The following is a 12,281-nucleotide window of genomic DNA, read 5'->3' as shown; positions in this document are numbered from 1 at the left end:
AGTTGGAAAGCGGGAGGATAAGTTAAAAATGAAACGCAGTTTATCAATGGAAGTAGTACGTGTTACAGAAGCAGCAGCAATTGCCTCAGCAAGATGGATGGGCCGAGGATTGAAAATGGAAGCAGATGACGCAGCAACAACAGCCATGCGTCAAGTATTTGATTCTATTCCTATGCAAGGAACAGTCGTAATCGGTGAAGGTGAAATGGACGAAGCACCAATGTTATATATTGGTGAACAATTAGGTCATGATGAAAATGGACCTCATGTCGATATCGCCGTAGATCCTCTAGAAGGGACGAATATCGTAGCAGCTGGTAGTGGTAACGCACTAACTGTATTAGCAATCGCTGATCGCGGAAACTTACTTCATGCACCTGATATGTACATGGAAAAGATTGCAGTAGGTCCAGAAGCAGCAGGGAAAATTGATATTAATGCACCAGTAATTGATAACTTACGTGCAGTAGCTAAAGCAAAAAACAAAGATATTGAAGACGTAGTAGCGACTCTATTAAATCGTGATCGTCACCAACATATTGTTGATCAAATTCGTGATGCTGGTGCTCGTATTAAATTTATCTCTGATGGAGATGTAGCAGCAGCAATTAACACAGCTTTTGATGAAACAGGCGTAGATATTCTATTCGGAATGGGTGGAGCTCCTGAAGGTGTAATTGCCGCAGTAGCATTAAAATGTCTTGGTGGAGAATTCCAAGGTAAATTAATTCCGTCGAATGATGAAGAGATTGAACGTTGCAAAAAGATGGGTATCGAAGTTAATAAAGTATTATATATGGATGACCTTGTTAAAGGTGACGATGCAATCTTCGCCGCAACAGGTGTTACAGATGGAGAGTTACTAAAAGGTGTTCAATTTAAAGGTGGGCACTGTACAACTGAATCAGTTGTTATGCGTGCTAAATCTGGTACTGTTCGTTTCATCGAAGGACGCCATAGCCTAACTAAAAAACCAAATCTATTTATGGAATATTAAACTTCAATATTAATTGCCCGGCATTTGCCGGGCATCTTCTTAAAGTACATTTCATTCATTTACTCGCAATTCTCACACATCTATGTTGACCAAATTCATCTATACAAAAAACTTATATAAGAGTGGTGCTATGTCTATGACGACAATGACAATTTCTCAGCTTGAAGATATGAAACTGAAAGATTTGTATGCGCTTGCGAGAGATTATAAAATTTCATACTATAGTAAGCTGACAAAAAAAGAATTAATTTTTGCGATTTTAAAATCAAGAGCAGAACAAGAAGGCTACTTCTTCATGGAAGGTGTCCTTGAGATTATTCAACAAGAGGGCTTTGGTTTCTTAAGACCTATAAATTATTCACCAAGCTCTGAGGATATTTATATCTCAGCATCTCAAATCCGTCGATTTAGTTTACGTAATGGTGATAAAGTAACGGGGAAAGTGCGCCCGCCAAAAGAAAATGAGCGCTATTATGGTTTGTTACATGTAGAAGCGGTAAATGGGGAAGACCCTGAAACTGCAAAAGAACGAGTACATTTCCCAGCATTGACACCGCTATACCCGGATCGTCATATTAAACTTGAAACAACTCCTGCAAAGTTATCTACACGTATTATGGATTTAGTAGCACCAGTAGGCTTTGGTCAACGTGGACTTATTGTGGCTCCTCCAAAAGCGGGTAAAACATTACTTTTAAAAGAAATTGCAAATGCAATTACAGAGAAATATCCTGAATCTGAACTTATTGTACTATTAATAGATGAACGGCCTGAGGAAGTAACGGATATTGAGCGCTCAGTAGCAGCGGACGTAGTTAGCTCAACATTCGATGAATTGCCAGAAAATCACGTTAAAGTAGCAGAGTTAGTGTTAGAACGAGCTATGCGATTAGTAGAACATAAGCGAGATGTTATTATCTTAATGGACTCTATTACTCGACTTGCGCGTGCATATAACCTTGTTATTCCTCCAAGTGGACGAACTTTATCTGGTGGTATTGACCCTGCTGCATTCCATCGTCCGAAACGCTTCTTCGGTGCTGCACGTAATATTGAAGAAGGTGGTAGTTTAACAATATTAGCTACTGCATTAATCGATACAGGCTCTCGTATGGATGAAGTAATTTACGAAGAATTCAAAGGGACAGGTAACTTAGAGCTTCATTTAGATCGTAGTCTAGCAGAACGTCGAATCTTCCCAGCTATTGATATTCGCCGTTCAGGAACTCGTAAAGAAGAACTACTAATTCCAAAAGACCAACTTGATAAACTGTGGGCGATTCGTAAAACATTCTCAGATTCATCAGATTTTGCGGAGCGATTCCTAAAAAAATTACGTCAAACAAAAACGAATGATGAGTTTTTTGAACAGCTAAATTCAGACATGAAGGCTGCTCGAAACGGTAAAGGATTACTGTAAAAACAAAGTTATTTTCTACTAAATTTTAAATTCATATAATTTATTTGCTTGCAACACTGTATAGTTTTTGATATAATTCATACAGTATTGCAATAAACGTGTTGCATATGCGGCAAACTAATCTGGGTCGTGTAAGGCAACAGTTCGATAAACTCTGTTCCAGATGGTTCAGGGCGAAAGGAGATCATACACATGAAACAAGGTATTCATCCAGACCATAAAGAAGCAACAGTAATCTGCTCTTGTGGTAACACTTTCAAAACTGGTTCAGTAAAAGAAAAAATCGTAGTAGAATTCTGCAACGAATGTCACCCATTCTATACTGGCCGTCAAAAATTCGCGTCTGCTGACGGACGTGTTGATCGTTTCAACAAAAAATACGGTATTAAATAATTTAACCCGTATATACAAAATACCTGCCCGGCAAGTAATTGCTAGGCAGGTATTTTTCTTGCGCCAAAATGCTTTTTCGTGTAGTATAAAGCTCGTTCGTTTAAAATAAAAAGCTGTGTAAGTGGATTACATAACATAGTTTTTATATAAAAAAAAGAGAAGTATTCTCTCTATTTTTTCGTTATGATGTTGGATATAAGTGTTGAAAGGAGTCTAATTCATGTACGTAATGACTCAAAATGGTTGGATTGAAGTAATATGCGGAAGTATGTTTTCAGGGAAATCGGAAGAACTAATTCGCCGTGTTCGTAGATCTCAATTTGCAAAGCAGAAAATTGCAGTTTTTAAACCTGAAATTGATAATCGTTATAGTGAAGAGGCAGTTGTAAGTCATAATGGCACAACAGTATTAGCAAGACCTATCAAATCTCCCAAAGATATATGGGATCACATTTCAGATGATTTCGATGTAATTGCAATTGATGAAGCACAATTTTTTGAAGATGATATTGTAGAAATCGTTCAACAATTAGCTAATCACGGTTTCCGTGTAATATTAGCTGGACTTGATCAGGATTTCAAAGGAGTTCCGTTCGGTCCGATGCCTAAGTTAATGGCAATCGCAGAGTTAGTAACAAAATTACAAGCAGTATGTAGTGTATGTGGATCACCATCGAGTCGTACACAGCGCTTAATTAATGGACAACCTGCAGGAATCGATGACCCGGTTATATTAGTAGGTGCTTCGGAGGCGTATGAACCTCGCTGTAGACATCACCATGTAGTGCCAGTAGGAAAATCAATTTCTCAGTAAGAGTAGCTTGAAGGCTGCTCTTTTTTTACGTTTAAAATGGAGGTTTTAATTTACATAAATAATCATTTTACCCTAAATTGGATTTTGTTATATTGAGGTATGCTAGTATTAAATATAGTAAATCTATTTTTAAAAGGGGAACATATGAAGAATGTTATACTAATATTGTTTTCGTTTATCGCTTTAATCGCTATTTTCTCAACAGTTCCAGTAACTGCAAAATCGGCAATAAAGAAATCTAGCAAGAAAATAATAGTTATCGACCCTGGCCATCAGCAATATGCCAATATTGATGTTGAACAAATTGGGCCGGGTGCACTTAAAACGAAGTATAAAGTGACAGATGGTACGCATAGTCCCTATACAAACAAAAAAGAATCCAACCTTACTTTAGAAGCATCTAAAATGCTAGGCAATACATTAAAAAAGCGTGGCTATAAAGTAATTTATACACGTACAAAACAAAATGTGAACATAAGTAATCGTGAACGTGCCAATATTGCTAATAAAAGCAAAGCGGACATCTTTTTACGTATACATGCAGATGGGTCCATTGATAAAAAAGAAAAAGGTTTTTCGATTTTAACGACATCATCAAAAAATCCATACATATCAAAAAGTATAAATAAAAAGAGTCTAGTAATTTCGAATGAAATTATACAAAAGATAGAAAAAAATAAAAAAGTTAAAGATATAAAAGGAATTATTTATCGGGATGACCTATCAGGAGCAAATTGGTCGAAGGTACCTGGAGTGTTGATTGAATTAGGTTACATGACAAATAAGGAGGAGGACAAAAAGTTAGCAGATCCATTATATATAAAAAGCCTGACTAATAGTATAGCTGATGGTATTGATCAATATATAAAGAAAAAATAACGATCAATTCTCAAAAGAGTAGCGATAGCAGCTCTTTTTCATTATACTATTGAAGGAGCATATTTCGGCAAATAGCTAATCACAAGTTGATTTAAATAAATTTCCAAAAGAAAGGTCAAGGTGAAAAAATGTTTGATCGCCTACAAGCCGTTGAAGATCGTTACGATCGATTAAATGAATTACTTAGCGACCCTGAGATAGTCAACGACTCAAAAAAACTAGCGAAGTTTTCAAAAGAACAGTCTGATATCAGTGAAACAGTAGAAGTTTATCGAGAATATAAAGAAGTGAAACAACAGTATCAAGAAGCAAAAGAAATGTTTGAGGATAAACTAGACCCTGAAATGCGTGAGCTAGTAAAAGAAGAAGTAAATGAATTAGAAGAGCAAATTACAAAATTAGAAGACCACCTACGTCTTTTATTAATTCCGAAAGATCCTAATGACAATAAAAACGTTATTATGGAAATCCGCGGTGCTGCTGGCGGTGATGAAGCCGCTCTATTCGCCAATACATTATTCCGTATGTATAGTCGATATGCTGAAGCACAAGGTTGGAAAATTGAAGTCATGAACGCCAACCCAACAGAACTTGGTGGCTATAAAGAAATTGTCTTCATGATTAACGGACAAGGCGCATACTCAAAATTCAAATTCGAAAGTGGCGCACATCGTGTACAACGTGTACCAGAAACAGAATCACAAGGTCGTGTGCATACTTCAACATCAACTGTAGTAGTAATGCCAGAAGCCGAAGAAGTAGAGTTAGACATAGCTGATAAAGATATCCGAGTAGATATTTATCACGCAAGTGGTGCGGGTGGACAGCACGTCAATAAAACGGCATCTGCTGTTCGTATGACACATATTCCAACAGGCGTAGTTGTTGCAATGCAAGATGAGCGTTCTCAATTAAAAAACCGTGATAAAGCGATGAAAGTATTACGTGCGCGTGTATATGATAAATTACAACAAGAAGCACAAGATGAATATAATGCAGAACGTAAATCTGCAGTTGGTACAGGTGACCGTTCAGAGCGCATCCGTACTTATAATTTCCCACAAAACCGAGTTACTGATCACCGTATCGGTTTAACAATTCAAAAGCTTGATCAAATTATTGAAGGTAAGATAGATGAAATCTTCGATGCATTAATCTTAGAAGAACAAGCAAACAAACTTGAAAGCCTAAACGATTAATATGACGAGACAAGTATTTGAGGCCCTCAACCGGGCTTCTTCTTTTTTACAAGAAAACGGTCGAGAAGAAGGAGCTGCACGATTACTTTTACAGCATGCATTAAATACATCCTATACAGGATTAATGATCATCATGCGAGATGAAATGACGGAGGCACAGTGGGAAAACTATTTTAACATGATTGAGGAACATAAGAGTGGTCGCCCTATTCAGTATATTACGGGCTCAGAAGAGTTTTACGGTCGAACTTTTAAAGTAGATGAATCAGTCCTAATTCCTCGTCCAGAAACAGAAGAGTTAATCGTAGAAGCACTAAAACGCATTAAGAAACTATTTTCACCTACATCATCCATTCAAATAGCAGATATCGGAACAGGTAGTGGCGCGATTGCAATAACGATGAAAAAAGAAGTACCTCAAGCGACTGTAATCGCAACAGATATTTCTCTAGCAGCACTTACCACAGCCAAGAATAACGCTAATCAATTAGATGCCGAAATAACTTTCAGAGAGGGAGATTTAACAGCACCTCTAGTACATGAACAATGGGATGTTGTGTTATCTAATCCCCCTTATATAGCTTTTGATGAAGCAAAGGAAATGTCTGATATCGTTTTAGAACATGAGCCGCATAGTGCATTATTTGCAGAAGAAAGTGGACTAGCTTTATATCGGAAGCTTGCTGAAGATTTGCCACCTCTTATGAAAACACCAAGTTTTATTGGCGTAGAGATTGGTTATAAACAAGGGAAAGCAGTAGCGGGGTTTTTCAAAGAAAAATTTCCACAGGCCAAAGTAGAAATAGTAAAAGATATTAATCAAAAAGATAGAATGATTTTTTGCGAGATTATTGAATAAAACATCTGAACCCTGTCTATCCTTGTGTCAGGGAGGGATTAAGATGATACCAGATTACAAGAATATCGAAATGCCAAAACAAGAAACAAAAACAATAACAAAAACAAAAATGATGCCAGTGCTACAATTTATTGCAGCCCTGCTTTTTATACAAACACTTTTATTTTTACTACCACAGTGGTTTACGCAGGATACTTCACCAATTGCAGATGCTGATCAAATGAGATTCCGTATTGTTGCAAATAGCAACTCAACACAAGATCAGCTTATTAAACAAGATATGTTAAAAGAAATAGAACCTATTATTAAACAGCTAGCTTTCCAAACAAAAGGAACGGGAATGGAACAGAATCTAGCAGTTGTGGAACACGAAATTCAAAATAAATTATCCACAAAATTCAGTCAGCAATCGATACAGGTTTCTAGGAAACAAGAATTATTCCCGGCTAAAAGGTATGAAGGATTTTTATATCCACAAAACTACTATGATGCACTTGTCGTGACAATTGGTAGTGGTAAGGGGGATAATTGGTGGTGCGCGTTATTCCCAAAAGTATGTTATCGCGAAGAAGAACCAAAAAAACCAGAAGAAACAAAAGAGGAAACACAGAAGTTTTTCATATGGGAATGGTTAAAAGATATCTTCTCATAATAGGTTATGCACAATATTTGTAAAATTGTCCACAATATACACAAAGTTATCAACAAATTGTGTATAACTTTCTGAAAACTCTTGAGTGAAGGGAGATACAGAGATGGAAACTAAACGTCTAAATGTGGACATGAATGTGGATAATGGAAAAAGTTATGCACAAGCTGTGGATTTGTTAAATAATGGAGAGGTAGTCGCTTTCCCCACGGAAACTGTATATGGTTTAGGTGCAGTTGCTACGGATGAAGCAGCTGTAAAGAAAATCTTTGCAGCAAAAGGTCGTCCTTCCGACAATCCACTTATCGTTCATATAGGTACTTTCGAAGAACTAGAAAATTACGTCGACCATATTTCGCAAAAAGCAAAACTTTGTATGGAAGCGTTTTGGCCAGGCCCTCTAACAATGATTTTCAAAGCGAAACCAAATGTACTTGCTACTAGTGTTACAGCTAACTTGGATACAGTGGGGATTCGTATGCCTAATCATGCAGTTGCATTACATTTACTCCGACAATTAGGGAAACCAGTAGCCGCTCCAAGCGCGAATAGAAGTGGTAAGCCTAGTCCGACAGAAGGTATCCATGTTGAAGAAGATTTAAATGGAAGTATCCCCATGATTTTGGATGGAGGCACTACAGGTATTGGTGTTGAGTCCACTGTACTAGATCTAACATTGGACACACCTGTTATCTTACGTCCAGGTGGTGTCACAAAAGAAATGCTAGAAGTTGTTATTGGCCCTGTTTCTCAACCGTCACATACAGAACAAAATAGTGGCCAGGCGCCAAAAGCACCAGGTATGAAGTATACTCACTACGCCCCAAATGCTCCCGTTTATTTGATAGAAAAAGAAGAAAAAACAATTGCTAATGCTCTTGAGACTTTACATGAAAAAGGGCTTAAAGTGGCGTTACTAGCACCAGGAAATTTAAGCCATCTAGAAGCTGATTGGTTTTTTACTTTTGGTCAAAAGGATACAAATGAAGAGATGGCAGTTAATCTATATCATGCTTTACGTTCGTGCAATGCAACGACAGCAGATCTTGTTCTTGCTACAACTACTTCAACAGAAGGTGTCGGTGCAGCAATTATGAATCGCCTCGAGAAGTCCGCAGGTGGTAAATGGTATTCAGCAGATATTCAGCTTTAACTGAGGGTGAATTTATCTAGTGGAAGCCATTAATTAATTTCTGATACTAAGCTGTTCTTTCTATATAAAAGAGAGAACAGTTTTTTTGTATATAGATGAAAGAGAAAAAGAGATATACGTAATTTCATCTTGGGACATAATTACACTTTAAACGTGAAGCAACACATTAGAAAGCTAGCATAAAGCCGAACATCCCTTGCATATCGTAAAGAGATATCCAAAAGCAAGGGGGAACAGCGTGCAGGAAATAATAGCAGGTGTTATTACAGCGTTAGATGTACTCGCCCTATTTCTTATTTTACCGAAAGTTCGTTTTCGATTTGCCCTTTCCTGTTGGACAGCCGGTCTCCATGTTATATTTCCACTAATCGGTTTTTATGTAGGGGAATGGGCTGCCCAATATTTAATTACAATTGCCAAGATGCTCTCCGGTGCATTACTCAGTTTGATAGGTCTACAACTCCTATTATCAGCTAGAGTTAAAGAGCCACCCAATCTCTCTCCTATATTATTAGCTGTTACTGCAAGTCTTGATACCTTTTCAGTTAGTGTATCTTTTGGTATGCTTCAACTACAGAAGAGTTTATTTATTATGAGTACGGGTATAACAACTTTTATCTTTTCTTACATCGCTTTATCAATAAAAAGAAAAACACCAGTTAATTTAGGTATAATGTTACAGGTGATAGCGGGTGTTGCATTACTTTTAATGGGGATATTATCTATTATTTAATAATTATATGGAACATTATTACTACTATGATATATAATGAGGAATGAGGGTGTGTAATGAATATTTATTTTATATGTACTGGAAACACTTGTAGAAGTCCAATGGCAGAAGCTATTTTAAAAGCAAAGAAATTAGATGATTTGGAAGTTCGTTCAGCAGGTATTTTCGCAATGCCTGGTGGTGAAATTTCAGAGAATGCTAAAGTGGTGTTATCAGAGGCGAATATTTTTACAGAACATGTTTCAAAACAAATTGAAGCAGAGGATTTACAGTGGGCTAATCTTATTTTGACGATGACATCAGCTCATAAAGAAATGATTTTGCAGGCTTACCCATCTATCTCTGATAAAACATTTACATTGAAGGAATACATTGCGCCATATGGCTCTTATGATGTTTCAGATCCATTTGGAGGAGATGTCCATTTGTATCGTCAAACGTTCCAGGAGTTAAATAAATTAATTGATGCACTCGAAACGAAATTATCGGAGGGCTAACGATGAATAAACGAAGTGTGAAGCATTCTTTTGGATTGAGAAAGCAACTCGTATTATTTGTATCAATTTTAGCAATCATCACTTATTCAACCAGTTTGATTTTTATCGAATATATTCAACCACAATTTTTCCCAAATATTAATCGAGTAATATTTGAAATTATTACTTATGCATTAGGTATTATATGGTCTGGTATTTTAGCAGCAGCATTTAGCTCATTTATTATTAAGCCATTGCAAAATCTAGAGGCTGCTACAAATCGTGCAGCAGAAGGCTACATAGGAGAAGATGTAGATTTACCAAGATCAAATGACGAGATAAGAGCGCTGGCAGTAGCATTTCAGTCTATGCTCGAAAATCTCCGCAAAATGGTAGATAGTATTGAACAAAATTTCCAATCGACTAACGAAACGGTGTTAAGTTTATCAAAGGAAACTGAAAATGCAGCTAGTCAAGCAGAGGCAGTCTCTCTTACAATTGCACATATTTCTGAAGGCGCTGAAAGCTCAGCAGTATCTATTCAGCAAACAGCAGAGGCACTTGAAGATATTCAAGTGATAGCTAAGGAAGTTAACGGGCGTGCAGAATTATCCTCGAAACATTCTGAGCGCATGATGAGAGAACTAACATTTACAACAAAAAAAATTGAAGATCTTGTAACAGGCATAAAACAAATTGTCTCAGGTAACAAAGATGCACTTGGAAATATCCATCAACTCGAAAGTAATGCGAAACAAGTTGAACGCATTATCCAATTGGTTGGAGATATTGCTGCACAAACAAATTTATTAGCATTAAATGCGTCAATTGAAGCTGCCCGTGCTGGAGAGCATGGTAAAGGCTTTGCGGTTGTTGCTGAAGAAGTACGGCAATTAGCAGACCAAAGTGCAGAAGCTGTACAAGGTATTACAGGATTAATCCAAACGATGCAATCAGATGTGCATAATGTTGTAGAGCAAATGACTTCTCAAGTAGCTTTTGCAGTCAAAGAGGTAGAGAGAGTATCAGAAACAACAAACGCAGTAGAAGGAATGACTTCAATCGTTCATGAAATGGCAGATTCCGTTGTTGAAATATCCCAATTCGTGGAAAAACAATTGCATAATATTGAAACAACTGCTCATCAATCTCAAGAAGTAGCTGCCATAGCTCAACAAACATCTGCTGGTGCACAAGAAGTTCGAAGTGTAACGGAGGAGCAAGCTAGGTCAATCGAAGAAATTGATCAATTATCGAAGCATTTGAAAATGCAATCAGAAGAGTTGTATAAAATGATACTGCAATTTGACCGCTCCTAATCAATAATCTGTACATAATGACTATCATGAAAGCCCTGATGTGGCTATTGTGATAGTTTTTTTACTTTTAAAGAAGGTATATTTTAGTTAGAAATAACACTTACTATCTTAAAGCTCAATAATAGCTTGCACGAATTTGCAGATAATTGTATAACAAAATGATTTCAATGAGAAATTCATTGAAATCCGAATTAAATACTTAGAAATGATGATTTATATTCGGTAATTGAACATTAATATCTGTGATATACACTGTTGAAAGAATAATATTCGTGTTTTTATTTAAAACTTTTATTTAAATACTGTGAAAAATATGTCTTTCTATAGCTAGAAGTGGTAAACTATTGTTGAATAAAATTATCGAAAAGAGGGAACCCATTGAAAATTGCGATTTCATCAGACCATGGTGGCAACAATTTACGAAAAGAGATTATGACACTGCTAGAAGAGCTAGGCATAAACTACGACGATTTTGGACCACAATCCTCTGATTCAGTTGATTATCCTGACTATGCACTACCAGTTGCAGAAGGTGTAGCAAGTGGAAAGTATGATCGAGGTATTTTAATTTGTGGAACAGGCATAGGTATGTCTATCGCAGCTAACAAAGTGAAAGGTATTCGATGTGCATTAGTTCATGATTTATTCAGTGCAAAAGCAACTAGATGCCATAACAATTCAAACGTGTTAGCAATGGGAGAACGTGTAATCGGCCCAGGACTTGCACTTGAAATTGTGCGAACTTGGTTATCTACAGAATTTGAAGGCGGACGTCACGAACGACGCGTTGAAAAACTTGCAGAGATTGAAAACGACTAAGAAGGTCATAAATTATGAACTTACAACAAATAACAGATCAACTACAACAGCTTCTAACTGAGTTAGAGCAACAAGCAACGTTCCGTAAAGGGCAACTCTTTGTTGTTGGTTGTTCAACTTCAGAAGTCAAAGGACAAAAAATCGGTACATCTGGTGGTTTAGAAATAGCAGAAGCACTGTACAAACCATTACATGCATTTGCAGAAAATCACGAATTATCTTTAGCATTCCAAGGTTGCGAGCACCTCAACCGTGCTTTAACTTTAGAACGTAAAGTAGCGGAAGACTACCGACTTGAGCCGGTTTCAGTTATTCCTGCCCAAACAGCAGGGGGCTCTATGTCGACTTACGTATATAATCAGCTTACAGATCCTGTCGTTGTAGAAGAGATACAAGCACATGCTGGTATAGATATCGGTCAAACATTAATTGGCATGCATTTAAAAAGAGTGGCAGTTCCTGTTCGTACTTCCATAACCCATATAGGTGAGGCAGTTGTGACAGTTGCGATAACACGCCCCAAATTAATTGGTGGCGAAAGAGCAGTTTATAAAAAAGACTAGATTACAGG

General features: G+C 37.0%; 14 protein-coding genes. All 14 read left to right on the top strand.

Features of this window, described 5'->3' with window-relative positions:
* Window positions 1-28 precede the first annotated feature (28 nt).
* The 14 genes from glpX to MKY02_RS19090 all read left to right on the top strand — a co-directional run bounded on the left by glpX (window position 29) and on the right by MKY02_RS19090 (window position 12,273).
* Window positions 29-997 (top strand): class II fructose-bisphosphatase, encoded by a 969-nt coding sequence (gene glpX / locus MKY02_RS19155; protein ID WP_038180073.1) that lies wholly within the window; start codon window positions 29-31, stop codon window positions 995-997.
* Between the two features lie 136 nt (window positions 998-1,133).
* On the top strand, window positions 1,134-2,417 hold the full coding sequence (gene rho, locus MKY02_RS19150; protein ID WP_038180872.1) for a transcription termination factor Rho: 1,284 nt from the start codon (window positions 1,134-1,136) through the stop codon (window positions 2,415-2,417).
* A gap of 192 nt (window positions 2,418-2,609) precedes the next feature.
* Window positions 2,610-2,810 (top strand): 50S ribosomal protein L31, encoded by a 201-nt coding sequence (gene rpmE / locus MKY02_RS19145; RefSeq protein WP_038180072.1) that lies wholly within the window; start codon window positions 2,610-2,612, stop codon window positions 2,808-2,810.
* A 220-nt stretch (window positions 2,811-3,030) separates the two neighbouring features.
* Window positions 3,031-3,624 (top strand): thymidine kinase, encoded by a 594-nt coding sequence (locus MKY02_RS19140; protein WP_038180071.1) that lies wholly within the window; start codon window positions 3,031-3,033, stop codon window positions 3,622-3,624.
* Between the two features lie 144 nt (window positions 3,625-3,768).
* On the top strand, window positions 3,769-4,503 hold the full coding sequence (locus MKY02_RS19135) for an N-acetylmuramoyl-L-alanine amidase family protein (protein ID WP_340711623.1): 735 nt from the start codon (window positions 3,769-3,771) through the stop codon (window positions 4,501-4,503).
* A 128-nt stretch (window positions 4,504-4,631) separates the two neighbouring features.
* Entirely contained in the window at window positions 4,632-5,702 is a 1,071-nt protein-coding gene (gene prfA, locus MKY02_RS19130; protein WP_038180067.1) for a peptide chain release factor 1, read from the top strand.
* A gap of 1 nt (window position 5,703) precedes the next feature.
* Window positions 5,704-6,561 carry a peptide chain release factor N(5)-glutamine methyltransferase gene (gene prmC / locus MKY02_RS19125; RefSeq protein WP_340711622.1) on the top strand — a complete coding sequence of 286 codons (858 nt, stop codon included), beginning with the start codon at window positions 5,704-5,706 and terminating at the stop codon, window positions 6,559-6,561.
* Window positions 6,562-6,604: 43 nt separating this feature from the next.
* A complete protein-coding gene (locus MKY02_RS19120) occupies window positions 6,605-7,213 on the top strand; it encodes a stage II sporulation protein R (protein ID WP_340711621.1) in 609 nt (202 codons plus the stop codon).
* A gap of 103 nt (window positions 7,214-7,316) precedes the next feature.
* Complete coding sequence (locus MKY02_RS19115) at window positions 7,317-8,363, top strand: L-threonylcarbamoyladenylate synthase (RefSeq protein WP_340711620.1); 1,047 nt, start codon at window positions 7,317-7,319, stop codon at window positions 8,361-8,363.
* Window positions 8,364-8,601: 238 nt separating this feature from the next.
* Window positions 8,602-9,096, top strand: a complete 495-nt coding sequence (locus tag MKY02_RS19110) for a manganese efflux pump (protein WP_038180060.1) — start codon at window positions 8,602-8,604, stop codon at window positions 9,094-9,096.
* Window positions 9,097-9,152: 56 nt separating this feature from the next.
* The gene (locus tag MKY02_RS19105; protein ID WP_038180057.1) at window positions 9,153-9,593 is read left to right on the top strand and encodes a low molecular weight protein arginine phosphatase; all 441 of its coding nucleotides are present in this window, start codon (window positions 9,153-9,155) and stop codon (window positions 9,591-9,593) included.
* Window positions 9,594-9,595: 2 nt separating this feature from the next.
* Window positions 9,596-10,891: a methyl-accepting chemotaxis protein gene (locus MKY02_RS19100; RefSeq protein WP_038180054.1), complete on the top strand. Its 1,296-nt coding sequence runs from the start codon at window positions 9,596-9,598 to the stop codon at window positions 10,889-10,891.
* A 378-nt stretch (window positions 10,892-11,269) separates the two neighbouring features.
* Window positions 11,270-11,710, top strand: a complete 441-nt coding sequence (gene rpiB / locus MKY02_RS19095; RefSeq protein ID WP_038180051.1) for a ribose 5-phosphate isomerase B — start codon at window positions 11,270-11,272, stop codon at window positions 11,708-11,710.
* Between the two features lie 14 nt (window positions 11,711-11,724).
* Window positions 11,725-12,273, top strand: coding sequence for a TIGR01440 family protein (locus MKY02_RS19090; protein ID WP_038180048.1), 549 nt, complete (start codon window positions 11,725-11,727; stop codon window positions 12,271-12,273).
* Window positions 12,274-12,281 lie beyond the last annotated feature (8 nt).

It is taken from the genome of Viridibacillus sp. FSL R5-0888, assembly GCF_038009105.1.
Classification (GTDB): Bacteria; Bacillota; Bacilli; order Bacillales_A; family Planococcaceae; genus Viridibacillus; species Viridibacillus arenosi.
This window is presented reverse-complemented; position numbering and strand designations above follow the sequence as displayed.

What these genes read in the sequence shown, in the direction of transcription:
- glpX (WP_038180073.1), top strand. Translation starts at nt 29, where the DNA reads ATGAAACGCAGTTTATCAATGGAAGTAGTACGTGTTACAGAAGCAGCA.
- rho (WP_038180872.1), top strand. Translation starts at nt 1,134, where the DNA reads ATGACGACAATGACAATTTCTCAGCTTGAAGATATGAAACTGAAAGAT.
- rpmE (WP_038180072.1), top strand. Translation starts at nt 2,610, where the DNA reads ATGAAACAAGGTATTCATCCAGACCATAAAGAAGCAACAGTAATCTGC.
- MKY02_RS19140 (WP_038180071.1), top strand. Translation starts at nt 3,031, where the DNA reads ATGTACGTAATGACTCAAAATGGTTGGATTGAAGTAATATGCGGAAGT.
- MKY02_RS19135 (WP_340711623.1), top strand. Translation starts at nt 3,769, where the DNA reads ATGAAGAATGTTATACTAATATTGTTTTCGTTTATCGCTTTAATCGCT.
- prfA (WP_038180067.1), top strand. Translation starts at nt 4,632, where the DNA reads ATGTTTGATCGCCTACAAGCCGTTGAAGATCGTTACGATCGATTAAAT.
- prmC (WP_340711622.1), top strand. Translation starts at nt 5,704, where the DNA reads ATGACGAGACAAGTATTTGAGGCCCTCAACCGGGCTTCTTCTTTTTTA.
- MKY02_RS19120 (WP_340711621.1), top strand. Translation starts at nt 6,605, where the DNA reads ATGATACCAGATTACAAGAATATCGAAATGCCAAAACAAGAAACAAAA.
- MKY02_RS19115 (WP_340711620.1), top strand. Translation starts at nt 7,317, where the DNA reads ATGGAAACTAAACGTCTAAATGTGGACATGAATGTGGATAATGGAAAA.
- MKY02_RS19105 (WP_038180057.1), top strand. Translation starts at nt 9,153, where the DNA reads ATGAATATTTATTTTATATGTACTGGAAACACTTGTAGAAGTCCAATG.
- MKY02_RS19100 (WP_038180054.1), top strand. Translation starts at nt 9,596, where the DNA reads ATGAATAAACGAAGTGTGAAGCATTCTTTTGGATTGAGAAAGCAACTC.
- MKY02_RS19090 (WP_038180048.1), top strand. Translation starts at nt 11,725, where the DNA reads ATGAACTTACAACAAATAACAGATCAACTACAACAGCTTCTAACTGAG.